Source organism: Acidimicrobiales bacterium, assembly GCA_022452035.1.
Classification (GTDB): domain Bacteria; phylum Actinomycetota; class Acidimicrobiia; order Acidimicrobiales; family MedAcidi-G1; genus UBA9410.
In genome coordinates this window covers 30760-54446 of the sequence record JAKURV010000003.1, presented here as the reverse complement: position 1 = coordinate 54446, position 23687 = coordinate 30760, and the positions used below count along the sequence as shown (strand labels likewise).

The 23687-nt window shown below is 68.9% G+C and carries 27 protein-coding genes; 9 read left to right on the top strand and 18 right to left on the bottom strand.

All coding sequences use genetic code 11. From position 1 onward, the window contains the following. Positions 1–19 precede the first annotated feature (19 nt). The 4 genes from MK181_02090 to MK181_02075 form a co-directional block, all read right to left on the bottom strand. Positions 20–754: a glycerophosphodiester phosphodiesterase gene (locus MK181_02090; protein ID MCH2418585.1), complete on the bottom strand. Its 735-nt coding sequence runs from the start codon at positions 752–754 to the stop codon at positions 20–22. An 89-nt stretch (positions 755–843) separates the two neighbouring features. Next, complete coding sequence (locus MK181_02085; GenBank protein MCH2418584.1) at positions 844–2349, bottom strand: PAS domain-containing sensor histidine kinase; 1506 nt, start codon at positions 2347–2349, stop codon at positions 844–846. 21 nt (positions 2350–2370) lie between these two features. After that, positions 2371–2604, bottom strand: a complete 234-nt coding sequence (locus MK181_02080; protein MCH2418583.1) for a DUF3107 domain-containing protein — start codon at positions 2602–2604, stop codon at positions 2371–2373. A gap of 42 nt (positions 2605–2646) precedes the next feature. Continuing rightward, a complete protein-coding gene (locus tag MK181_02075; GenBank protein ID MCH2418582.1) occupies positions 2647–3786 on the bottom strand; it encodes an Mrp/NBP35 family ATP-binding protein in 1140 nt (379 codons plus the stop codon). Between the two features lie 134 nt (positions 3787–3920). On the opposite strand from MK181_02075, the gene MK181_02070 reads away from it, so the two are divergent. Then, entirely contained in the window at positions 3921–4640 is a 720-nt protein-coding gene (locus MK181_02070) for a helix-turn-helix domain-containing protein (protein MCH2418581.1), read from the top strand. Positions 4641–4811: 171 nt separating this feature from the next. Continuing rightward, positions 4812–5291: a histidine phosphatase family protein gene (locus MK181_02065; protein ID MCH2418580.1), complete on the top strand. Its 480-nt coding sequence runs from the start codon at positions 4812–4814 to the stop codon at positions 5289–5291. 26 nt (positions 5292–5317) lie between these two features. Here the strand turns inward: MK181_02065 and MK181_02060 are convergent, their stop codons facing one another. From MK181_02060 to ccmA, 8 genes are read right to left on the bottom strand one after another with little or no spacing between them, the layout of a single operon-like run. Continuing rightward, positions 5318–6529: a cytochrome c-type biogenesis protein CcmH gene (locus MK181_02060; protein ID MCH2418579.1), complete on the bottom strand. Its 1212-nt coding sequence runs from the start codon at positions 6527–6529 to the stop codon at positions 5318–5320. 10 nt (positions 6530–6539) lie between these two features. Then, the gene (locus tag MK181_02055; GenBank protein ID MCH2418578.1) at positions 6540–7073 is read right to left on the bottom strand and encodes a TlpA family protein disulfide reductase; all 534 of its coding nucleotides are present in this window, start codon (positions 7071–7073) and stop codon (positions 6540–6542) included. Beyond that, on the bottom strand, positions 7070–9016 hold the full coding sequence (gene ccsA, locus MK181_02050) for a cytochrome c biogenesis protein CcsA (protein ID MCH2418577.1): 1947 nt from the start codon (positions 9014–9016) through the stop codon (positions 7070–7072). Before ccsA ends, MK181_02055 begins: the two co-directional genes overlap by 4 nt. Further along, the gene (locus MK181_02045) at positions 9013–9549 is read right to left on the bottom strand and encodes a cytochrome c maturation protein CcmE (protein ID MCH2418576.1); all 537 of its coding nucleotides are present in this window, start codon (positions 9547–9549) and stop codon (positions 9013–9015) included. The genes ccsA and MK181_02045 overlap by 4 nt, the downstream gene beginning before the upstream one ends. Beyond that, positions 9542–9700, bottom strand: a complete 159-nt coding sequence (locus MK181_02040; GenBank protein MCH2418575.1) for a hypothetical protein — start codon at positions 9698–9700, stop codon at positions 9542–9544. The genes MK181_02045 and MK181_02040 overlap by 8 nt, the downstream gene beginning before the upstream one ends. After that, positions 9697–10515 (bottom strand): cytochrome c biogenesis protein, encoded by an 819-nt coding sequence (locus tag MK181_02035; protein ID MCH2418574.1) that lies wholly within the window; start codon positions 10513–10515, stop codon positions 9697–9699. The genes MK181_02040 and MK181_02035 overlap by 4 nt, the downstream gene beginning before the upstream one ends. A gap of 12 nt (positions 10516–10527) precedes the next feature. Further along, complete coding sequence (locus MK181_02030; GenBank protein ID MCH2418573.1) at positions 10528–11211, bottom strand: heme exporter protein CcmB; 684 nt, start codon at positions 11209–11211, stop codon at positions 10528–10530. Then, positions 11204–11887 (bottom strand): heme ABC exporter ATP-binding protein CcmA, encoded by a 684-nt coding sequence (gene ccmA / locus MK181_02025; protein ID MCH2418572.1) that lies wholly within the window; start codon positions 11885–11887, stop codon positions 11204–11206. Before ccmA ends, MK181_02030 begins: the two co-directional genes overlap by 8 nt. A 35-nt stretch (positions 11888–11922) precedes the next feature. Here ccmA and MK181_02020 point away from each other — a divergent pair, with 35 nt between their 5' ends. Next, positions 11923–12507 (top strand): septum formation family protein, encoded by a 585-nt coding sequence (locus MK181_02020; protein ID MCH2418571.1) that lies wholly within the window; start codon positions 11923–11925, stop codon positions 12505–12507. On the opposite strand, the gene MK181_02015 is transcribed toward MK181_02020, so the two are convergent. Next, positions 12504–13688, bottom strand: coding sequence for a hypothetical protein (locus MK181_02015; protein MCH2418570.1), 1185 nt, complete (start codon positions 13686–13688; stop codon positions 12504–12506). The genes MK181_02020 and MK181_02015 overlap by 4 nt on opposite strands. Here MK181_02015 and MK181_02010 point away from each other — a divergent pair. The 3 genes from MK181_02010 (at position 13675) to MK181_02000 (ending at position 15719) form a co-directional block, all read left to right on the top strand. After that, complete coding sequence (locus tag MK181_02010) at positions 13675–14733, top strand: glycosyltransferase family 4 protein (protein MCH2418569.1); 1059 nt, start codon at positions 13675–13677, stop codon at positions 14731–14733. The two genes, MK181_02015 and MK181_02010, sit on opposite strands and share 14 nt — an antisense overlap. Beyond that, entirely contained in the window at positions 14730–15017 is a 288-nt protein-coding gene (locus tag MK181_02005) for a hypothetical protein (GenBank protein MCH2418568.1), read from the top strand. Before MK181_02010 ends, MK181_02005 begins: the two co-directional genes overlap by 4 nt. Positions 15018–15131: 114 nt before the next feature. Then, positions 15132–15719 (top strand): TetR/AcrR family transcriptional regulator, encoded by a 588-nt coding sequence (locus MK181_02000; GenBank protein ID MCH2418567.1) that lies wholly within the window; start codon positions 15132–15134, stop codon positions 15717–15719. Positions 15720–15745: 26 nt separating this feature from the next. Here the strand turns inward: MK181_02000 and MK181_01995 are convergent, their stop codons facing one another. From MK181_01995 to MK181_01985, 3 genes are all read right to left on the bottom strand, one after another. Further along, positions 15746–16237: an NUDIX domain-containing protein gene (locus tag MK181_01995; GenBank protein ID MCH2418566.1), complete on the bottom strand. Its 492-nt coding sequence runs from the start codon at positions 16235–16237 to the stop codon at positions 15746–15748. A gap of 25 nt (positions 16238–16262) precedes the next feature. Then, positions 16263–16772 (bottom strand): transcriptional repressor, encoded by a 510-nt coding sequence (locus MK181_01990; GenBank protein ID MCH2418565.1) that lies wholly within the window; start codon positions 16770–16772, stop codon positions 16263–16265. Between the two features lie 64 nt (positions 16773–16836). Next, positions 16837–17316 carry a MaoC family dehydratase gene (locus MK181_01985; protein MCH2418564.1) on the bottom strand — a complete coding sequence of 160 codons (480 nt, stop codon included), beginning with the start codon at positions 17314–17316 and terminating at the stop codon, positions 16837–16839. A gap of 59 nt (positions 17317–17375) precedes the next feature. Between MK181_01985 and MK181_01980 the strand changes: the two genes are divergently transcribed. Further along, positions 17376–19310, top strand: a complete 1935-nt coding sequence (locus MK181_01980; protein MCH2418563.1) for an acetoacetate--CoA ligase — start codon at positions 17376–17378, stop codon at positions 19308–19310. 27 nt (positions 19311–19337) lie between these two features. Here the strand turns inward: MK181_01980 and MK181_01975 are convergent, their stop codons facing one another. Then, the gene (locus MK181_01975) at positions 19338–19958 is read right to left on the bottom strand and encodes a histidine phosphatase family protein (protein MCH2418562.1); all 621 of its coding nucleotides are present in this window, start codon (positions 19956–19958) and stop codon (positions 19338–19340) included. Positions 19959–20006: 48 nt separating this feature from the next. Here MK181_01975 and MK181_01970 point away from each other — a divergent pair, with 48 nt between their 5' ends. Together MK181_01970 and MK181_01965 are read left to right on the top strand one after the other, a co-directional pair. Beyond that, positions 20007–21041 carry an LLM class F420-dependent oxidoreductase gene (locus MK181_01970; GenBank protein MCH2418561.1) on the top strand — a complete coding sequence of 345 codons (1035 nt, stop codon included), beginning with the start codon at positions 20007–20009 and terminating at the stop codon, positions 21039–21041. 72 nt (positions 21042–21113) lie between these two features. Further along, positions 21114–22766: a fumarate hydratase gene (locus MK181_01965; protein ID MCH2418560.1), complete on the top strand. Its 1653-nt coding sequence runs from the start codon at positions 21114–21116 to the stop codon at positions 22764–22766. 42 nt (positions 22767–22808) lie between these two features. Here MK181_01965 and MK181_01960 read toward each other — a convergent pair whose 3' ends face one another. Beyond that, positions 22809–23681, bottom strand: coding sequence for a fumarylacetoacetate hydrolase family protein (locus MK181_01960; GenBank protein MCH2418559.1), 873 nt, complete (start codon positions 23679–23681; stop codon positions 22809–22811). Positions 23682–23687: the final 6 nt, after the last annotated feature.

The following is a 23687-nucleotide window of genomic DNA, read 5'->3' as shown; positions in this document are numbered from 1 at the left end:
TCGGCGAGGCCGAGCCTGGCTAGCCGTCGACCCAGGTCCCGTCGAGGCGACCATCGATGACCCGGCGGGCCAACTCGGGCCGGTTAGTGATGATGCCGTCTACCCCCCAGTCAGCCAGTTGGGAAATGCGACCCGGATCGTCGACCGTCCAGACCACCATGCGGAGGCCCCGCTGGTGGGCTGCCACCACCATCGACTCGTCGACCAGCTCGTCCCACGGGTTCACGGAACCGTGCCCATGGGCTACGACTCGATCGAGGACGAGGTCGGTTCCGTGGCGCTCCACAACCAGCCAGCCGGTGGGAAGGGTTGGATCCGTGCCGCGGATCCGGTCCACAGCAGAGATGTCGAATGAGGAGATCAGTAGCTCGTCGGTCGGCCGGTAGGCAGCCACCAGCCCGGCCACCGCGGCGCAGACCTGATCCGAAACGTCGTGGTCAGGATCACCGGGCAGGTTCTTCACCTCCACGTTCACCCCCATGCCGCCGCAGGCCTCGAAGGCCTCGGCGAGGTTGGGCACATAGTCGGGGACCTCGTCAGCCGGCGTCTCGCGGACCAGCCTCCCGTCATCGAAGTGGGCATCGTGGTGGACGACCAGCACGCCGTCGGCCGACAGGCGGACGTCCAACTCAACCCAGTCGGCCCCCTGCGTCTCGGCCTCCTCAAACGCCTCCACGGTGTTTTCCCGCCGGTCCACCGAGGCACCCCTGTGGGCGACCACCAGCGGTCGGCCGTCAGGCCTGCCGACGATCACTTGCTGTGCCTCCGACGGCTTCCCACCCAGCCGACCCTAGGGCGGTGCACGGCCTCAGGTAGCCGGGTCGCGGGTGTCTCCACGCGGGCTTAGGTGGCCGGGTCACGGGCGTCTCCCCCTAGGCCGACCAGCCGGGAGCCAGGCACCCACACTTCGGCAACCGTCCCGGAGCCGTTGTCCACCCGATCTAGTCGGATGCGCCCCCCCAGCTCGCCCTCCACGAATGTCCGCACGATGGTCAGCCCGAGGCCCGTGGCCTCGGCCACGTCGAAGCCCTCGGGAACCCCCACCCCGTCGTCGACCACCCGCACGGCCAGGCCGTCGGCACGCCGGTCGAACTCGATCCGTACGGTTCCCGAGGCCGAGGTGTCCACCTCGTCTGGTGGGAAGGCATGGTCCACGGCGTTCTGGAGCAACTCGGTCAGGACCACGGCCAGGGTCATGGCGACCTGGCCGGGAACTACGCCCGCCTCGTCCTGGACCGTGAACGACAGGGGACGCAACGGCGAGGAGACGCTCTCCTCCACAACGCGGACTAGAGGGCGCACAATCTCGCCGAACGCCACGTCATCGTCGGCGCTCTGGGCCAGGGTCTCGTGTACGACGGAGATGGACCCGATGCGACGTACCGACTCCCCCAAGGCCGCTCGGGCCTCGTCGGACTGCAGCCGCCGGGCTTGGAGCCTCAGTAGCGACGAGATGGTCTGCAAGTTGTTCTTCACCCGGTGGTGGATCTCCCGGATGGTGGTGTCCTTGGACACCAATTGGCGATCCCGTCGGCGGAGTTCGGTCACGTCGCGGACCAGGACGATGGCCCCGGTGGCCACCCCCGTGTCCAGCAGCGGAAAGCAGTGGCTGACCACCGCCACCTCGTCGGACCGCTCCATCTCGTCGATGGCCGCCGTCCGCCGGGAGAACGCTGATCGCAGCATCGCCGAGCCCAACCCGGTGTCGCCGAATCGGGCGCCGACAACGCCCCGGGTCATCCCTAGCCGATGGAGGACGGAGACGGCATTGGGCGACGCGAACTCGATTCGGCCCTCTGCGTCGACCAATAGGAGGCCGTCGCCCACCCGGGGTGTCCGGTGGCGGAGGCGCTCCACGTCTCGGTACGGGAACTCGCCTGCCTCGATCATGGACGCGAACCGGTCGAAGACCGTCAGATAAGTGCGCTCCTGCTCGCTGGTCGGACGGCTCTCCGGGCGGAACCTCTCGCGTACTACCACGCCGACCGTACGCCCCGACCGTCGGACCGGGATAGCCACCACGTTGACATCCCGGTCGGTTCCCACGCTGACCGTCCCGGCGGTCGTGCTTCCCGTATCGAAGGCCTCGGTGGCCAACGGACGGCGCGACGACTCGAAGACCTGGCCGACTAGGTCGGCCCGGTACAGGGTGGTGCCGGTGGTGGGTCGGACGTGGCCTAGCAGGACCAGGGGACCCCTGGGCTCACCGTCCCGGCGGCCGAAGAGCAGCAGGTCAGCGAACGAGAGGTCAGCCAGCAGGCCCCAGGTGCTGGACAGATCCTGAAGAAGGCCGATGTCCTCGTCGTCGAGATCCGTGTGGGTCCGGGCCAGGTCGGCCAACGTCGCCACGGGGCCCTCGCTGTCAGCGGATCAGCCGAAGCCGACCGGGTTGTCGGATCCGGCGGCGCCCACGTCCACGTAGGCGATCCGGTCGGCCGGGACCCCCACCTGCCGACCCCGGACATCGGTGAGCCACAGCACGGCCCCTTCCTCGCCACCGACCACCCGGTCCACGTCGGCCCGTAGGGCGTCCACGTCGGTGTCGTCGGCCAACTCCACTGTGATCTCCTTCGGGGCGTTAGTCACCCCAATACGCAGGTCCACCCTCATCCTCCTCGGGTTCGCTCCGACCGGTCGGCGACCGGCTCAGATGATCTTCAGTTCCCTGTGCCGACGCTTCGTCGGCTTCATCTCAACGTCCAGCAGCCGGGCCATTTCGGCGAACACGGCGCCCGCCTCGCTGGTCGGGTCTTCGGCTACCGGTCGACCGTGATCGGCACCCTCGCGTAGCTCGGGCACCAACGGGACCTGACCGATAAGGGGCACGTCCAGTCGCTTGGCCAGTGAGTTTCCACCACCGGCGCCGAACAGCTCGTAGCGAGTCCCGTCATCGCCGGTGAACCAGGACATGTTCTCGATGACGCCGTGGACCTTGAGGTTGACCTTCTCGGCCATGAAGGCCGCCCGCTGGGCCACCGTCTGGGCCACCGGTTGGGGGGTGGTGACCACGTACATCTCGGCGGTGGGCAAGAAGCCGGCCAGCGAAATCGAGATGTCGCCCGTCCCGGGCGGAAGGTCGACCAGTAGGTAGTCGGGCTCGTCCCAGTAGACGTCGGTGAGGAACTGCTCCAGGGCCTTGTGCAGCATCGGGCCCCGCCAGATGACCGGCTGGTCCTCCTCGGCGAAGAACCCCATCGAGATACAGCGCACACCATGGGCCTCCGGCGGTATGAGCATGTCGTCGATGACCGTCGGGGCATGGGACACGCCCAGCATCCGTGGGATGGAGAAGCCCCAGACGTCGGCGTCCACGACGGCCACGTCACGACCCCGACCGGCCAGGGCCACGGCCAGGTTGGTGGTGACCGACGACTTGCCGACCCCGCCCTTGCCCGACGCGATGAGTAGCACCCGCGTGGATGAGTTGGCCTCAGCGAACGGCACGGACCGCCCCTCGGAGTGCCCGAAGGTGGGGTTGGTCCCCGCGGTCGCCGACGGATCACCGTGCAGTCGCTCCCGGAGTTCCTCGCGCTCGGTATCACTCATGACGGTGAAGTCGACGCCCACGGCGTCTACGCCGTCGAGAGCCACTACGGCGTCGTCCACAGACTGCTGGATCTCAGCCTTCAGGGGGCAGCCGGGCACGGTGAGGGCGACCTGCACGTTGACCCGCAGACCGTCGATAGCAACCCCGCGGACCATGCCCAGGTCCACAATGCTGCGCCTCAATTCAGGGTCGTGGACAGGGCGCAGGGCCTCGATGACCTGGGACTCGGTGACCGGCACGGATACTCCTCCCGTGCCCCGGACAGGATCCGCCACGGGGCTGCCGACGTCCTCCATCCGCCCGGGAACCAGCCACGATGCCACCGGCGGACCCGGCCGGGCGACCGGAGAGTCGGGTTCGGTAGAATAGCCGGGTGGACACGGCCCCCCTCACGGCCACCGAGTTCTCATCGGCGGTCACCGCGATTACTGGCGCCTTCGGCGACCCGACCCGCCGTGATATCTACCTGCACGTCCGAGAGGCCGACGATGGGGTCACAGCGGCCGAGGCAGCGGCCGCCTTCGACCTCCATCCCAACGTGGCCCGCCACCACCTCGACAAGCTGGCCGCCGGCGGCTACCTGGAGGTGGCCGTGGAGCGGGCCGAGGGAGCCACGGCGGGCCGCCCGTCCAAGCACTACCGGATTTCCGATCCCGGCATTCCGTTGGAGCTGCCGGTCCGCCAAGATGCCGTCCTAGTCAGCCTGCTTGGCCGGGCGCTGGCCCTCCTGCCCTCGGAACAGGCCGAGGCCATGGCCGAGGAGGTGGGCGCCGAGGTGGGACGCAGCATGGCCGAGTCCCTCGGGACCGACGAGGTGCACCGGTCCTTCCAATCGGCGATGTACGTGGTGGCCGAGGCCCTCACCGCCCATGGCTTCGCGGCCCGGGCGGAGCGGGCGGCTGACGACCGCCTGCGTATCGTCTCCGAACACTGCCCGTTCGGGGGCGCCCCTATCGAGCACCCGGTGATCTGTGCCGTGGACCGGGGCCTGGTCCGAGGGATGCTTTCGACGCTATACGGCGAGGCGACGGCCGAGATGCGGTCGTCGCTGCCAATGGGCGACGCCGTCTGTATCACCGACGTGACGGGCTAGGCCCGTAGCGACGTCTCGTTCGACGGTCCGCGCCACCGTGAAGTGTCATCAGCTCGGCCACGCCTCCACCTCTCCACCACGCCCCGTGGCCGCCCTTTGCGCCAGTCACGTCCACCCTGGAGGGGTCCCGAACACTTGTCGAGAGATCTCTGCTGACCTCCGGGGACCGGGATGAGCCTGCTCCTGATCCGCCACGGGTCGGCCGGCGATCCCTACCGATGGGTTGGCGAGGACGTCGACCGGCCGTTGGACGCCAGGGGCGCTGCCCAGGCCGGTCGGTTGGACGATTTGGTGTCGGCGCTGTTCGCCGATCGGCCACCGACCCGCGTCCTGAGTAGCCGGGCCGTCCGCTGCCTCCAGACGGTGGGCCCGCTGTGCACCCGGCTGGGCATCCTGCCCGAGGTGGTCGACCACCTATTCGAGGGGGCATCGCGGAACACCACGACCCTGATCCGGGACCTGGCGGCCGATCCCGAGACCTCGCCGACAGTGCTGTGCAGCCACTCCGACGTGATATTCGACGTGGTCCGGGACCTGGTCTCCGATGGCGCAGAGATCAGCGGTGGCCAGGAATGCGGCTACGCCTCCACGTGGGAGCTGACGATCGGCGGTGGTCGGATCGTCCACGCCCGCTACCACCCCACCCCTTGAGCCGGGGAGCCAGGTAAGTACCGGGGTCAGCCTCCGAGGAGCCCCATCCCGACCAGCAGGTCCACTAGGTCCGCCGGAGGACTGTCTATCGCGGCGAACACCGCTAGGTCGGCAGTCGCGTCACCGGGCCTCCCGACCACCGTGGCCAGGGCCACCGCGCGGTAAGCCCGGGCGTGCGGGTCTCCGGGCTGGACGGCGACCGCCTCGTCCAGGTTGTTGAGGCCCCGTTGGACCAGCTCCGGCGTCCGGGTGAGGACCAGCAGCCAGCCCCGCTCAGCGAGCAGCGAACTGCTCTCTGGATCGGCCGATAGCCCAGAATCGAGGACCTCCAGGGCCTCCAGCAGATCGCCGTCGGAGGCCAGGCCGACGGCGATGCGCTCTCGCAGTCGGCTGGCAGCCAGCAGGTCGCCCACGATGGGCGGCGCGGCCAGGCCGTCGAGGGCAACCAGGTCGGCAGCCGCCCCGGTGTGGTCCCCGTCGGCGTGGCGCTGGGAGGCCCGGAACACCCGGACGTCTGGATAGGCGGGATCGACAGCCACTGCTTCGTCTAGGTCGGAACGGGCCGACGGGCCCTCGCCGTTTCGCCAACGGACCCAGCCGCGGTAGGCCAGCGCTTCCGCGTTAGACGGCTGCACTTCCAGGACCTGTGAGTACAGGACGACGGCTTCCTCGGGGTCTGCCACCCCCGCCTCCACCAGCAGGGTGCGGGTCGACGACCGGATATCACCGCTGAGCGACCCACCCGTCGGGCGCTGACCAGCCGTCCGGGCCACTAGGAGCCCGGCCACCACGACGACTAGCAGGACGCCCCCGACGACTAACGGCCGGGGGGGCCGCCCACCGGACCGTCCCCCCCGCCACCGTACGAGCGCCAACCCCAGACCGACCGCCGCCGCCCCACCGGCCAGCACTGGGAGGACCCAGACGAGCCCGGTCAGGCCCTCTCCCCCCGGCGTGTAGTCGATGTCTTCGCCAAATCGGGCCACCAGCACGGATCGGATCTCGTCGTCAGTCCGACCGTCGTCGACCATGGTGCGGATGGACGAACGGATGGTCCGGGCGATCGGTACGTCCGACTCCCCGAGGGACTGTCCACGACAAACTGGACAGGCGAAGTCACCAGCCAACGCATGGACCCGGTCGGCGTTGGTGAGGGGAGGCCGCCCGACCTGCTCAGCGGCCACCAGGCTCCCCACGACTACAGCCAGGACGACTAGCCAGGTCAGGCGTCGGCTCACCATGCGGCCCTCACGACGCCCCTGCCGAGACCTGATCCAGCAGGTCCTCCAGACTGTTCCGGTCGACCCCGCCTACCACCTTGGCCGCCACGTGGCCCGAGGGGGTCACCAGGTATGACTCGGGCACGGCCACCACGCCCCAGTCCACGGCGATCCGACCCGTATCGGTGACGAGTACCGGCCATCCCCCACCGTTCTCGGCGAAGAACGCCGCCACGGCGGCCGGACGGTCATCGAAGGCCACACTCACCAGCCGCACGTCACCGGCCGACGCGTGGGCCTCGGCGAAGGCCACCAGCTCCGGATGCTCTTCGATACACGGTACGCAGGTGGTGGAGAAGAAGTTGACGAGCACCCACCTGCCCCGATGGTCGTCCAGGTCCCAGGTCGAGCCGTCCACCGCCGTGCCGACAACGGCTGGGGCCACGCCCCCCACTAGGTGGGTGGTCATCCGGTCCCGGCTGGAGTCACGGGTGGCAAACACCGCTACCAGGACGGCCAGGACGAGACCCACGGCTATAGCCGCCGACCGCACCGGGCTCATGAGGCCACCTCATCGACCGATGGCACGTCAACCTCGTCGCGGCGTCGGCCCGTCGGGACGGCGGCCAGGGCCGTCCCCACCGCCATCACTGCCCCACCAACCCACAGCCACATCACCAAGGGCTGCACGGTGACCCGGACAACGGTGGTTGAGGACTCCTCGTCCGGCACGGCCAACACCGCCAACTGGAGGTCGTCGCGCAACGTGGACCTGGTAGCCGGCGTGCCGATTGTTTGGCCTCCGAACGGGAAGGCGCTGATGGCCGGTAGGTAGCGGTGCCCGTCGACCAGCACAGCCACTCGGACCTCAGTCTTCTCGGGAAGTTGCACGGTGGCCACGCCGTCAAAGACCAACTCATGGTCGGCGAACGAGGCCCGATCGCCCGGATCGGTGAACCGAAACTCGGCCTGGCGAACGAAGGCCGAGGAGCAGGCGAAGGCCACAGCCACCACGGCCACCCCTATGTGGACGACCATGCCTCCGCTGGACCGGCCCATCAGGCCCCTGAGACCCCGGGCTCCCACGGCCAGGAGCAGTTGCCGAACAGCGCCTCCCACGGCGAAGCCGGCCAGGCCGACAGCCAGGGTGGGTGCCCAGCCGCGGCTGCCCAGCAGGACGCCGGCCAGCATGGCCCCCGCCCCTGCCACCGCCGGCCACCGGAGGCGCACCGAGAGCATGTCAGCCGAGGTGCGGCTCCACGGCAGTGCCGGGGCTACCGCCATCATGAATAACAGGGCGAAGCCGATTGGCATGGTCATCCGCTCGAAGTACGGGTTGCCGACCGAGATCCGGTTCCCCTGAGCCGCCTCCACCAGCAGCGGAAAGACGGTGCCCAGGAGCACCACGAAGGCGAAGGCCCCGAACAGCAGGTTGTTGGCCAGGAAGGCCCCAGTGCGTGACACCGGAGAGTCGATCCACCCCACCGTGCGGAGCTCGTCGCCCCGCCAGGCGATTAGGCCCACGGTGGTCGCCACCACGGCGGCAAAGAAGCCGAGCAGGAGCGGCCCGATGGCCGACTCGGTGAAGGCATGCACGGAATCCAGGACCCCCGACCGGGTGATGAAGGTCCCGAGGATGGTCAACGAGAACGTGGCACAAAGTAGGGACAGGTTCCAGACCCGAAGCATCCCCCGCCGCTCCTGAACCATGACCGAGTGCAGGTAAGCCGTCCCGGTCAGCCAAGGCAGAAAGGAGGCGTTCTCCACCGGATCCCACGCCCAGTAACCGCCCCAGCCCAAGACGTCGTAGGACCACCAGGCCCCCAACAGGATTCCTACAGTGAGGCACCCCCAAGCGACCAAGGTCCACCGCCGGGCTTCCAGTAGCCAGCCCTCGCCAAGGCGTCCAGTGGCCAGGGCCGCCACAGCCAGCGCGAACGGCACCGTGAAGCCCACGTATCCCAGGTACAGGACCGGCGGGTGAAAAGCCATGAGGACGTGGTTCTGGAGGAGCGGGTTGGGACCCGGTCCGTCGTAGCCCGGCCATGGGCTGAACCGGCCGAACGGATGGGCTGGCCCGGCCAGGAGCAGGAAGAAGAAGGCACAGACGGCGAACAGGACCAGGAGGGTCCACCCCACCATCGGGTCGTCCAGGCGGTCGCGGAACCGCCTAGCCACCAGGACTACGTAGCCCACGAGGACCAGGACCCACAAGAGGATCGATCCCTCGAGGGCCGACCACAGAGTGGCCACGTTGAACAGAGCCGGCGTCCGGTGACTGCCGTGCTCGGCCACGAAGGCCACCGTGAAGTCCCGGGTGATGAGCGCACGCTCCATGGCCGCCACCTGGCCTACGGCGGCTACGGCCAGGAATCCCACGGCCACCCGAGAACGCACGACCAGGGCTGGGTTACGGGTAGCCAGGCCGTAGGCCACCACGACCACTCCGACCACCGAGGCGGACAGGCCGAGGGCGACGAAGAGCGTGCCGAGGGTGGCGTTCAACCGACCGTCCCGCAGGGAGCCAGCTGGGCGCCGTCGGACCGGTAGTCGTTGTCGTGCTTGACCACCATGTGGTCCGTCCGCAGGAACCAGCCGTCGTCGGCCGCCCCGTCCAGCCCGGTCAGGTCCGGGGGCCTTCCAGCCTTCCAGGCCCCTTGGAGCACCACCGGCACTCCGGGCTGGAAGAGCTCAGCCGGGTCACCCAGGTGGACCACGTCGGCCAGGACGTCACCGGCGCACAGGGTAAAGACGACCGCCGCCTCGCCCCCCAACTCGCCCTCCACTAGGCCGGGCTGCGGGGTGCCCACCACCCGGAACCGGTCGTCGCCGAGCTCAGACCGCAGCTCGACCGCCTCGGGGACCTCGTAAAAAAACAGGGAGGCGTCGCCCAGGGAACGCAGTAGCACGAAGACCACGGCGGCCACCACTCCCAGGAGTAGGAGCATCGCCCCAGGACGCCGGGTCCGGACCACCGGCCGTGCCGGCTCAGGGGTCAGGTCGAGGGGAGCCGACCGTGGTCCGAGATCGTCAACCACGGTCGGACCCCGACGAGTCGATCCAGCGACGTCCGTCCACGGGAACCCGGGGCGCCAACCGTCGACCGCGACGTACCAGGCCGAAGGCGTAACCGCCCAACACGACCAGCGAGATGCCCCACCCAGCCACCAGATAGCCCACGTGGGTCATACCGTGTCTTCCCCATCGTTCCGGCGGCCGACCGCGGCGTCCAGGTCGGTGGCCGAGGTTTCGGACCGGCGCTCGGCCAGGGCCGTCGCCACGTCGTGGTCGATCGCCGCCTGTTCCAGCCATCCCACCCGGAACCGGTGGACAAGCAGCCACCAGGCCACAAGGCCAAAGACCAGGAAGCCGAACATGAGGGTGAACAGCGTAAGGTCCTCGATCTTTAACTCGGCCAGGGTGGACTGCTGGTGGAGGGTCCGGTTCTCCCACCAGGCCACCGAGCGGTTGATGAGCGGGATGTCCAGGACGGCCACCAGGGCCACCACGGCCGCCCTCCGGGCCTGGAGGCGGGGGTCAGCGGTGGTGCGACGCAACGCCAGGTAGCCGACAAACAACAGGAAGAGGACCAGAGTGGTCATGAGGCGTACGTCGCCCCACTCCCACCAGGTGTTCCAGACTGGTCGGCCCCAGATGGAGCCGGTCACCAGGACCAGGCCACACAGCACCGTGCCCACCTCACCCGCTGCGTAGGCCATGACATCCCACCAGGCCGAGCGGCGCAACAGCACCCCGACGCTGGCCACGGCACAAACCACGAAGGCGGCGTACATAAGCACAGCCATCGGAACGTGCAGGTAAAGCATCCGTACGGCATCGAACTGTCCGAACTCCTCACCGGTCGTGGGGTGGATACGCACGTCGGCGTCGGTTGCCACGAAGGCCAGGACGACCAGCGCCGCAACGCCGAGCAGCGCCCCGGCGCCCAGTAGCCGCGAGCCGCGGGACCCGGTTCCGTCTCGTCGCTCGTCTGGTCCGGCCATGGGTGCTCCCGGTCAGTCCTCGATCAGCGCGCCGTAGGCCAGGGCGCCGACCACGGTGGCGACCAAAGCGGTAGCGGCCAGCAGCCCGGTCCAGGCCCATCCGTCCACCGCCGCGACCCCCAGGGCGTCGTCGAACGCACGGGTGGCTGCGATCAGCACCGGCGCCAGAACCGGGAGCAACAGGATGGGCAGGAGGGTTTCCCGCACCCCGAGACCCGAGGCCAGCGCGCCGTAGAGGGTACCGGCGGCGGCCACCGTGGCCCCGGCCAGCACACCGGCCACTATCAACAGGGCGGGGTCGTCCACCTCGACGCCGTAGAACACCAAGAGCCCCCCGACCAGTACCGCCTCGAGGGCCAGAAGCTGCACGAACACAGCCGCCGCCTTGCCCAGGAACAGGGCTAGCGGCGCCAAGCCGGACATGCGCAATGCGTCCAGCGTCCCGTCCGACTGCTCCAGTGTCGCTGACCGGTGGACGGCCAGCAGGGCGCTGAGGAGGACGGCCACCCAGAACAGCCCCGGAGCGAAGGTACCTAGGGTGCGCTGGTCGGCATCTAGGGCGAAGCCAAACAGGACCAGGACCAGTAGAGCGAAGGGCACCACCTGGGCGGCGACCACCCGGGAACGGGCCTCGATCCGTAGATCGCGGCCGGCAACCAGCCGAACGTCACCCAGGAACCGGCGTACGTCAACCATCGGCCGGCCGCCCATGCCCGCCGGCGGTGTCGTCCACCACCATCCCACCGGACACGGTCACCACCCGGGGCGAGAGGGTGGCCACCCGCTCCAGCTCGTGAGACGACACCACCACAGTGGCCCCGGCGGCTACCGCGTCGCTCACCAGAGCGTCAACCACGTCCCGGCCGGCCTGGTCCAGCCCCGCATGGGGCTCGTCCAACAGCCAGAGTTCCGGTCGTCGTACGACTAGGGCGGCCAGCGAGGTCCGGCGACGCTGGCCGGCCGAGAGGGTGTGGACCGGCTGGTCGTGGAGTCGCCTGGCGACTGCTAGACGGTCCAGCGCCGAAGCCGTCCGTTGACTTGCCTCGCCGGACGAGAGGCCAGCTGCCCGGGCCCAGAAGCGCATGTTCTGCACGACGGTGAGGTCGTCGTAGAGCCCATTGGCGTGTCCCAGGAGGGCCACCCGACGCCTGGCCGCCCGACGCTCCATGACCAGGTCATGGCCCAGCACGGTGGCCGACCCGGATTCGGGCCGGATTAGGCCGGCGCATAGGCGAAGCAGGGTGGTCTTCCCGGCCCCGTTGGGGCCCCGGACTAACACCGTCTCGCCGGCCCGGACCGTCAGATCCACCCCGGCCAGCGCGGGGAAGTTCCCCAGCAGCGCCACCGTCCCACGCAACTCGACCACCGGCACCCCGTCACGGTACCGGTCGGCCGTACCCTGACCCCATGCCCATGCCCCGGTCCGCTCAACAACGGCTCCCGGCGGCCACCATGACGGCCGTCCTCCTGCTCGCTGGCGCCTGCTCCGAGGACGGCACCGCCCCGGCCCCTCCGGCAGCGGGGCCGGCGGTGGCCACCACGTCGATCGTGGAGGCCCGACCTACCCTGGCCGACGAGGGCATACCTGACTGGGTAGGCGACGTGGTCAACCTGCACGACCTGGCCGACGGAACCTGCTTTAACCGGTACTCCTGGGTGCAAAACGACCGGCACGTCGAGATCGACACCAGGGTGCCCTGCGAGGGCCCTCACCAGCACGAGGTGTACCTCCGGACCGACCACCCGGCCCGAGCCGGGGCACCGTGGCCCGGAGACAGCGAGATGGAGGCTTACGCCCGGGCCGAGTGCTATGGCGCCTTTGCCGCCTTCGTGGGCCAGATCTACGAGCTCTCCGAGCTGGAGTTGGGCTACCTCACCCCGTCGAGAACCGATTTCGAGCACGAGGAGGCCCGGTTCCGAGGCATCCACTGCTACCTGATGGTCGAGGACGGCGGCGAGATGGTCGGCTCGGCCCGGGACTCTCGCCGCTAACGCCGCTCGGCCAGCACCAGAGCCAGGCCCGACCAGGACTGCGGGACGGCACCAAGACCCGCTCCGGTGTCCGGGTTCCAATACTCGGCTAGCCCCGACGCCCACGCCCCAGCCACCGTGGTCCGGGCCAGGTGGGCGGCGGCGGTCGGCGAGTGCCGCTCGACGGCCAGGACCACCAGGTAGGCCAGCTGGGGCCATACCGGGCCCCTCCAGTAGGCATCCGGGTTGAAGGTCGGCTCGGCCCGATGCACGCCAGCCGGACCGGCCGGACCTCCGAAGGCTCTCGGGTCCAGGAGTTGGTCGACCACGGTCGCCGCCCGACCAGGCTCGTCGTCGACGAGGAGCGGGAGCAGGGCGTCCAGGGTCCGTACCCGACCCGAGCCGTCGGCCGTCGGACCGGCGTCCACCCAGGTTCCGGCCTCCTCGGACCACCGATCGACCAGGGCGGCGGCCAGCTGGTCGCCCTCTTCGGCCAGCCCGGCATCGTCGACCACGGCGGCCAGCTCCCGGGCGTTGAAGGCGATGAGCGCATTGAAGCCCGTCGGGGCCACCGGGAACACCGGGTTGTGAAGGGGCTCGCCGTCGGAGCCGGTCTCGATGGTGGACACCAAGCGGTCCTTGACCGACGCCCAGCGGGACCGGTCAAAGCCGTCCGGGCACCGGTCGTCCCAGCGGGGGGAGTCGTCGGTACCCGTCTCCCAGGGGTGGCATGCCAGGACGAGCCCGTTCCCGTCGCGGGCCCGGTGCTCTAGCAGGAACCGCAGTCCCGAGACCGCAAAGGCCACCACCTCGTCGTCCGGTGGCCAGCCAGCCCGGACGAGCTCGGCCACCGCGTGGCCGTACATTGGCGGTTGGGTGATTGCCGAGCCGTCCCTCCGCCCCCACAGGTCCTCGTGAAACCCCGGCGACCGGACGTAGTTCACGTGGGGCACAAAGCCGGAGGGTCCCTGCGGGCGGAACATCTCGGCCAGTTCCCGCTGGGCCCGGTCCCGGTCGCCGAGCGCCCGCCAGATAAGCACGTGGAAGCACGAGTCCCACAGCCACTGCCACGGGTAGACCCCCGTGTTGGGCGCTGCGTACCCTTCCGGCACCCAGTGGTCGTCGAGCACCCGTTGCACAACGGCCCGGAGGTCGCCGTCGGACGGGTCTGGGAGGACCGGGAGCCCCATGCCTCGCTGCACCATTGTCTCCTTCCGCTTCGGCCCGACCGACGGGGTCTCGGTCGTAGCACGGAACTGGGCTAACGCGCTCGCCGGGCTGGGATTCGGGGTGGACTTCCTGGCCGGTGCGGTGGAGCCGGGCTGGGACAATGACCGGCCACTGACCCTGGTGGAAGGCCTGAGCGTAGGTGCCTCCAGCCCGCCGAAAGCCGACCGGCTGGTTGAGGTCCTACGTGGAACCGACCTGGTGGTGGTAGAAAATTTGTGCTCTCTCCCGTTGAACCCGTCTGCCGCCCGCGTCCTGGCCGGGGTTCTCCGGGGCCGGCCGGCCGTCCTCCACCACCACGACCTCCCGTGGCAGCGGACCCGCTTCGCCCACGTGACTGACCTACCACCGGATGACCCGGCGTGGCGCCACGTCACAGTCAACGACCTGACCCGCCGGGACCTGGCCGAACGGGGAATCGCCGCCACCACCATCCGCAACGGGTTCGACCCGGACCCTCCCCTCGGCGACCACCAGGCCACCCGGGACCGACTGGGGCTAGGCGCCGACGACCGCTTGGTGGTCCATCCGGTTCGGGCCATTCCCCGCAAGGCGGTAGGCCGTGCCGTGACCCTCGCCGAGTCATTGGACGCCACCTACTGGCTCTCCGGACCGGCCGAAGACGGCTACGGACCCGATCTGGCACGGGAACTGGCGGCCGCCCGCTGTCCGGTTATCCACGCCTCGCACGCCAACCGGTCCGACCTCTACGCAGCGGCCGATGTAGTGGCCTTCCCGTCTAGCTGGGAGGGCTTCGGCAACCCACCGGTCGAGGCCGCCCTGGCCCGACGGCCCGTGGCCGTCGGCGACTACCCGGTGGCTGATGAGTTGCGGGCTCTGGGATTCGCCTGGTTCGACGCCAGCGACCCGGAACCCCTCCGGGACTGGCTGGCCTCACCGGCCGACCAGCGGGAAACTCTGCTGGCCCACAACCGGGAGGTGGCGGTCGAAGAACTGTCGACCAGACGGATGGCCGAAGGGCTGGAATCCCTACTAGCTGAGGCAGGCTGGCTCCCGTGACCTCCCCACCCGACTCCCCGTCACAGCCCCTCGATCCGATGCTGGTCCGGCGCGAATCCCTCCGACGCCTGGCCCGGCTGGGCCAACGGCTTGGCTACCTGGCGTTCGCCGCCTCCCTGGTTATCTTCGCCGCCGGGCTGGCCTCTGGGTTCTCGGGCCGCGTGGCCACCAGCCTGGTGGTGCTGCTGGTCGCCGGATCTGTCGTGCTGGCCCCGGCCATTGTCCTCCACTACGCAGTGCGGGCCGCCGACGATGAGGATCGGGGCACGGACCGCAGGCACTGACCGACCCCTGCCAGGTGCCCAAGGGGGTTTTCCCCGCCCGGCTTCTCCCATTGGCCGTCAGTGTGTCTACCGTCACAGTGTGTCAACAATCGTCGACCAGCTCCCAGGCCCCTGATGACCGTCACGGCCACCCAGACACGCCTGCCGGCCGCCGAGCGTCGTCGCCAGATCCTGGATGTCGCCCTCGAGGTCTTCGCCCGCCACGGCTATCACGACACGTCCATGAACGCCCTGGCCTCGGAGGCCGGCGTAACCAAGCCGGTGCTCTACCAGCACTTCGTGTCGAAGCACGACCTGTTCGAGGTCCTCCTGACCGAAACAGGCGACAGGCTGATGCGGGCCATCGAGGCCGCTGAGGCGGAAGAGACGCCGCGGCGTCAAGTGGAGGCCGGCTTCCGGGCCTTCTTCCACTTCTTCGACGAGCGCCCAGCCGCCTTCTCAGTGCTCTACGGCTCGAGCCTGGCCGTAGACCCCGAGTTTCGACGAGACGCCCGTCAGGTTCGGGACTCGTTCGCCGAGTACCTGACCCGCCTCATCCGGGTCGTGGACCACCGATCGGCGCTGGCCATGGCGGCGGGCATCAACGGGATGTCCGAGGGCATGATCCGTCACTGGATGCACGAGGGTCGGACTCGATCGGCCGAGGAGATGGCTGCCCTGGCCGCCCGACTGGCCTGGGGCGGGCTGGAGTCCCTGGCCTGACCACCTCGGCCTGTCTTATCGACCGGTCAGTCGAGGGGTTCCGGCGAGATGTCGATCGGTTCGACGGGCAGATTCCCGGCCACGATGGGACTCAGGTGCTCGCGCAGTAGGGCCGGGAGCACTGGCTCGTCAGAGGCCAGTAGGTCGTCTAGGGCCCACCAGCGCGCTCCCCGGAAGGCCGCGGCCTCCAGGGCCTCCAGGTGCCGGGGCCGGTAGTCACCGCCGTCACACCACGCCACGTGGATCTTCTCGTGGCTGTCGAAGAAGTACCCACCGAAGGTGAACTGCACGTGCTGGGTCCAGATGATCGGACCCATCTCCACCTCCTCGATACCCGTCTCCTCGACTAGTTCCCGGGCTGCTGCTGTGGCGCTGTCCTCACCCCAGTCGATGCCACCACCCGGGATCTCCCACCACGGCGGCTTGAACGGGTCGAGCGGATCCTCGGCGTTGACGAGGAAGATCCGCCCCTCCCGGTCGAGGAGGACAACCCGGGCGGCCGGGCGCTTCAGGAACACTCGCCGGACCTCCGGCGTCGGCAGCTCACCGACAGTCGGCGCACCGGCCGAGCATGTCAAAGCGGTGGGCGTCCACCCGGAAGCCCCCGCCCTCGGCCACGTCGACCAGGGCGGCTACCTGCCGCTCAAACTCGTCCGGAACCCGGAAGTCCTCCACTCGGCCGCAGACGTCACACACCAGGTGGTGGTGGTGCCCGGTGAGCGACTCGTGAAGCTCGAAGCGCGCCCGGTCGTCGCCGGCGTCCACCCGTCGGACAGCCCCCACGTCCACCAGCTCGGCGAGGTTCCGGTAGGCCGAGCTCTGGGCCAGACGTCGCCCACCATCTACGACCAGGATCTCACGGAGGGTGACCGGTCGACCGGCGTCAGCCAGAACCTCAACCACGGCAAAGCGGGACCGGCTGTAGCGCATCCCGGAGGCCCGGAGACGCCGTCCCACGGTTACGTGCAGGTCATCAACTACCCCGTGGTTGTGACCCCGTCCGAGTGACTGCCCGTCCGACGACGAGACGGCGGCGGGGTGGTCCTCAGGCACGGTCGCCGAGCCTACGCCAGCGAGGCCCTACCGGGAATCCGTGAGAACGGGGATCGGGGTCACGTCAGGGGCGACGGCGCATCAGGGCGTTGCGTCGCGTCCGACACACCAGTTCGCCGCGCTGGTTGTGGGCTCGGTGCTCGAAAGCCACAATCCCGGCGTCGGTCCGGGAACGAGACCCGCGAGCCGCCATCACCTCGGTCTCGACGTGCAGGGTGTCGCCCAGGAACACCGGAGCTGGGAACGTCGTCTCCTCGAATCCCAGGTTGGCCACCGTGGTCCCCAGGGTGGTATCAGCCACGCTGACCCCGACCACCAGACCCAGGGTGAACAGGCTGTTGACTAGGCGCTGGCCGAACTCGGTGCTGGCAGCAAACTCGGCGTCCAGGTGCAGTGGCTGAGGGTTGTGGGTCAGGGCGCAGAACAAGGTGTTGTCGGCCTCGGTCACCGTCCGAGAAAGGGCGTGGCGGACTACCAGTCCGACGGGCAGTTCCTCAAACCACCTCCCACGTGCCCCGTCCACCGGAACCACCTCGTCCTCCATGGCCGCAGTCTGGCCCATCGGGTTCCCAGCCGGCGTGCCCGCCCTAGTCTCCGGAGACCATGGCCAACCCCCTCTGGACCCCGGACACCGACCGCCGGTCCGCCTCCCAGATCGAGGCCTTCCGGATGTCGGTCGGCGTAGCTGGCGGCTACGACGACCTCCACCGGTGGTCGATCGATCGGCCGGACGAGTTCTGGGCCGCCGTCTGGGAGCACCTAGGAGTGGTGGGTGACCCAGGCGGTCGAACCGTCGGAGGCGACGCCACGAACCTGTCCGGGGCACGGTTCTTCCCCGACGGACGCCTGAACGTGGCCGAGAACCTCCTGTCGCGGAGTGGCGACGATCCGGCGATAATGGCCCGCGGCGAGGACGGCACCCGTAGAGATGTCACGTGGCGGGAACTCCACGACCTGGTGTCGCGCTTGCAGCAGGCTCTCCTGGAACTCGGCGTGGAACCGGGCGACCGGGTCGTCGCCTGGCTGCCCAACGTGCCCGAGGTGTACGCCGTGATGCTGGCCGCGGCGTCCATCGGCGCCGTCTTTTCGTCCACCTCGCCCGACTTCGGAATCGACGGGGTCTTAGACCGGTTCGGCCAGATCCGACCGGTGGTCCTATTCGCCACCGACAGCTACCACTACGCCGGTCGCCACCACGACATGACCGAGCGGCTCGTCCAGGTGGCCGACGGGCTGGTCGACCTCCGACGGGTTGTGGTGGTCCCCGGGCCGGGGCCGTCCGGCCCCCTGCCCGGCAGCGCCGTCACTCTTGAGGAGTTCCTGTCGCCCCACGGCCCGGACACCGTCCGGTTCGCGAATCTGCCGTTCGATCATCCCCTCTACGTCCTGTACTCCTCGGGCACGACCGGTCGGCCCAAGTGCATCGTGCACCGGGCCGGTGGGATCCTGCTCAAGCACCTGGTGGAGCACCGCCTGCAGTGCGACGTCCGTCCCGGAGACCGCGTCTTCTACTTCACGACGGCTGGCTGGATGATGTGGAACTGGCTGGCCTCCGGCCTGGCTACCGGCGCCACCCTGGTGCTCTACGACGGATCGCCCTTCCACCCCGACGGCGACCGGCTGTTTGACCTGGCCGACGACTGTGGCATCAACCTCTTCGGGGTCTCGGCCAAGTTCATCGACTCGGTGGCTCGGGCCGGACTCCGGCCCGTCGACACCCACAACCTGGGCACGATCCGCACAATCTGCTCAACTGGCAGCCCGCTCAGCCACGAGGGGTTCGCCCACGTGTACGCCGACTGGAAGGCCGACGTCCACCTGGCCTCCATCTCCGGTGGAACCGACCTGTGCGGCTGCCTGGTAGGCGGCCAGCCGACCGGCCCGGTCCACGCCGGACAGATCCAGGGCCCGGTGCTGGGCATGGACATGGACGTAGTCGACGGGTCCGGTCTCCCGGTCGGACCAGGGGTACGCGGCGAGCTGGTGTGTCGGTCGGCCTTTCCGTCTCAGCCGTTGGGGTTCTGGGACGACCCCGACGACCGGCGCTACCACGCCACCTACTTCGACCTCTTCCCCGGCTTGTGGCACCAGGGCGACTTCGCAGAACGGACCCTAGAGGGGGGCTTCATCATCCACGGCCGCTCGGACGCCACCCTGAACCCGGGCGGCGTGCGCATCGGTACGGCCGAGATCTATCGCCGGGTGGAGCAGCACCCCGACGTGGAGGAGGCCCTGGTCATCGGTCAAGAATGGGACGGCGACACCCGGGTGGTGTTGTTCGTGGTCACCACCGACGGCGTCACCCTGGACGACGAGCTCCGAGACCGAATCCGCTCCGACGTCCGGACAGGAGCCTCGCCCCGGCATGTCCCTGCGGTCATCGTGGAGGTTCCAGAACTTCCCCGAACCCGCTCGGGGAAGTTGGTAGAACTGGCCGTCCGGGCTGTGGTCGAGGGTCGGGAGGTCACCAACCTCGAGGCCCTGGCCAACCCGTCGGCCCTGGACTACTTCCGGAACCTGTCCGACCTGTCCCGCTGACCGACGGGGCCCGGTCACCCGGTCGGCTCAGACGTCGCTCAACGGTATGCCCGCCAGCCGCAGGTGGTCCAGCTCGTTCACCGATCGCAAGCTGCGGTGACCCGACGACGAGGCGGCCACCCGACTGATCGCCGTGTACCGGGCCTCGAAGAACATCACCCGGTCGGTGCCCAGCACGTGGGACAGGTAGGCGGACACCACGCCCCCGTGGCACCCCACAGCCACCGTCCGTCCCGGGTTGGCGCCGATGATCCGCTCCATCCCGATCACCACCTGGTCCCGGAAGGCCTCCGGATCGTCCAGGTCCTCACCGGCCATGATGGCGCCCCACCGGGGGTCCCCTAAGGCCCGGAGGCGCTCCATGGGAACGTACTCCGGCTCGCCGGCGTCGTACTCGTTGACCAGCGGTTCGATGACCACCTCGAGGTCCAGGCGCTCGGCCAGCGGGGCCACGGTCTGGACGGCCCGGGCCTTCGGGCTGGCGTACACGGCGTCGACCGGCTCGGCCGTCGGGCCGGTACACAACCAGTCGGCCAGCGCGGCCGCCTGGCGTCGACCGAGGTCCGACAGGTCGGGGTCAGCCTCCCGGCCGGTGTCCCGGTTGTCCACGGTTGTCGGAAGGGCGTGCCGGATGAGGAGCAGTTCCATGGTCGGCCGGACGCTAGCGGTGCCCTACCCCACCGCTACCGTCGGCGCATGAAGATCGACGGCGGACTCGGCGCCGCGAACCCCACTTCCCTGTCCGGCGGACTTGCCTCCATCGGAGCGTCGGCGAAGCGCCTCGAGGACGAGGGCTATGCCGGCGCCTGGACCGCCGAGACGAGCCATGACCCCTTCCTGCCGCACGTCATCGCCGCCGAGCACACCGAACGCCTCGAGTTGGGTACCGCGATCGCCGTGGCCTTCGCCCGCAACCCCATGATCCTCGCCCAGATTGGCCATGACCTGCAGCGCTACAGCGGCGGCCGTTTCATCATGGGGCTCGGTACCCAAATCCGGCCGCACATCACCAAGCGATTCTCGATGGAGTGGTCGCAGCCGGCGGCAAGGATGCGCGAGTTCGTGAGTGCCATGCAGGCCATCTGGGACTGTTGGAACAACGGCACGAAGCTGGCGTTCCGCGGCGACTTCTACACCCACACCCTGATGACGCCGTTCTTCAACCCCGGCCCCAACGAATGCGGCCCGCCCAAAGTGTTCATCTCAGCGGTCGGACCGCTCATGTCCGAGGTTGCCGGTGAGGTCTGCGACGGCCTGATCTGTCACGCCTTCTCCACCGAGACGTACCTGCGCGAGGTCACCCTGCCCAGGATCGAAGCCGGCTTAGCGAAGTCCGGACGCACGATGGACGACTTCGAGATCATCGGCCCCGGTTTTGTGGTCACCGGCCCCGACGAGGAGACCATGGCGAAGGCTGCCACGGGTATCCGCCAGCAGATCGCCTTCTACGCCTCGACTCCCGCCTACCTGGGCGTGCTTGAGATCCACGGCTGGGAAGGCCTCCACGGCGACCTCAACGCCATGTCTAAGCGGGGCGAGTGGCAAGCCATGGGCGATCTCATCGACGACGAGATGCTCGACGCATTTGCTGTCGTCGCAGAACCCGACAAGGTGGCTGCAGAAATCCGGGCTCGTTACGGCGACTGCGTCGATCGCATGATGTTCTACGCGCTTGGAGGCGACCACGGCGCCGACTTCTGGATGCCGATCGTGGCTGACCTGGCTGCCTGAGGCGCCAGCGCTCACTACGGCCTCCGGTCAAAGTCGAGGGTTCCGAAGAACCGCGACCGTTAGGTTGGAGCTATGAGCGACACCCCCGAGTTCGCCTACACCGATCTGCTGCCACTGCTGGACGACCCCTACGCCGCCACTGACTTCCGACTGCTCACCGCCGAAGGCGTCCGAACCGTCGAGGGACCGGGCGGTCGGGCCTTCCTGGAGGTCGACCCGGCGGCCATCCGCCTGCTGACGGCGACCGCCATGCGCGACATCGCCCACCTGCTGCGCTCCGAGCACCTAGCCCAGGTGGCGGCCATCTTGGACGACCCCGAGGCGTCGGCCAACGACCGCTTCGTAGCCCGGGAATTGCTGCAGAACGCCTGCATCGCGGCCGGCGGAGTGCTCCCGTCCTGTCAGGACACTGGAACGGCCATCGTGTCGGCCAAGAAGGGCGAACTGGTCCTGACCGGTGGGAACGACCGGGAGACCATCTCCCAAGGCGTCCAGGACACCTACCTGACCTCCAACCTGCGCTACTCGCAGTTGGCACCCCTGGACATGTTCACCGAAAAGAACACGGGTACGAATCTGCCGGCCCAGATCGAGATCGAGTCAGTAGCCGGCGACGCCTACAAGTTCCTGTTCATGGCCAAGGGCGGCGGTTCAGCCAACAAGAGCTACCTCTTCCAGGAGACCAAGGCACTCCTCAACCCTGAGGGGCTGGCCGCCTTCCTGGACGAGAAGCTGCGCTCTCTGGGTACCGCGGCCTGCCCGCCATACCACCTTGCGGTAGTCATCGGTGGCACGTCGGCCGAACACACCCTTCGCACGGCCAAGTACGCCTCGGCCCACTACCTGGACCACCTACCGACAAGCGGTAGCGAAGCTGGGCACGGCTTTCGCGATCTGGACTGGGAGCAAAAGATCTTGGAGATGACCCGGGGGTTCGGTATCGGAGCCCAGTTCGGTGGCAAATACTTCTGCCACGACGTCCGGGTGGTCCGCCTGCCCCGCCACGGCGCCTCCAACCCGGTCGGCATCGCCGTCTCCTGCTCGGCCGACCGCCAGGCCCTCGGCAAAATCACCTCCGACGGCGTTTTCCTCGAACAGTTGGAAGAGGACCCGGCCCGCTTCCTACCCGAGATCACCGACGAGGACCTGTCGGCCACCGTGGTGCCTATCGACCTCGACCAACCCATGGACACCATCCGCAACGAGCTGTCACAGCACCCGGTCAAGACCCGGCTGTCCCTGACCGGGACCCTGGTCGTAGCCCGCGACATCGCCCACGCCCGGATGGCCGAGTTGCTGGACGCCGGACAGCCCCTCCCCGACTACCTCCGGGACCACCCCATCTACTACGCGGGACCGGCTAAGACACCTGAGGGCTACGCCTCGGGGTCATTCGGCCCGACGACCGCCGGCCGCATGGACTCCTACGTGGACCGCTTCCAGGCCGCCGGGGCCAGCCTGGTCATGCTGGCTAAGGGAAACCGGTCGCGGCAGGTCACCGAGGCGTGCGCCCGCCACGGCGGCTTCTACCTCGGATCGATCGGCGGCCCAGCGGCCCGCCTGGCCCTGGACTCCATCCGTCAGGTCGAGGTTCTCGACTACCCGGAGTTAGACATGGAGGCCGTGTGGCGCATCGAGGTCGAGAACTTCCCCGCCTTCATCGTGGTCGACGATAAGGGTGGAGACTTCTTCGATGAGGTGTCGACCCCGGTACGCCTGGACTAGGAATCTCGGACGACGGCCGTCCCAGCCGAAGGCGTCACCTGCTCAGACGCAGTGGTTGACCAAGTGGCCGACGCCTTGGATGTGGGAGTCGATCCGCTGGCCGGGCTTCAGGCACCGACCCTGGGGGTCTCCCACGCCGGCCGGGGTTCCGGTGAACACCAGGTCCCCGGGCTGCAGGGTGCACACCTGCGACAGGTAAGACACCAGCTGCTCAACGCCCACGATCATCCGGCTGGTCCGGCTGTCCTGACGGACCTCGCCATCCACGGCGCAGCTCAGGGCCAGGTCGTCACGGTTCGCGAGAAGGTCGACGGACACCACAGCAGGCCCGATCGGACCGAAGGTGTCGTAGCTCTTCCCCAGGCTGAACTGGGGCGGCTCGGCCGCCGTCTGCAGGGCCCGGTCGGAGATGTCCTGGCCCACGGTGACGCCGGCCAAGGCGTTCCACACCTCGCTCTCGGCCAGGTTCCGACAGCGACGCCCGACCACGGCCACCAACTCCACCTCGTAGTCGGTGCGGTCACCGACCACAGCCACGTCGTCGGATGGGCCAACCAGACAGGACGAGAACTTCGTGAAGATGACCGGTGCTGCGGACGGTGCCCGGCCCATTTCGTCGACGTGGGCCACATAGTTCATGCCGATCCCAAAGACGCTCCGGGGTCGCGGCACCGCCGGACCCAACCCGGCCAGGCCCACCGTCCCGTCCGGACCGCCGTCCGGGCTGCCGTCGGCGCCCGTCAGATCGTTCAATGTCGGGAGGTCGCCGAGGGCGTCCATGGGGTCAGCCAAGCGGCCGTCGGTGAGCCGTCCAAGGTCCCACCACTGGGCCACGGCATCGTCGCCCGGCTCCACCAGACCGTCGTCGAGGAGAACGGCCCGACCGTCGCGCAGAGTCCCAAGTCGGAAGGCCATGGTCGA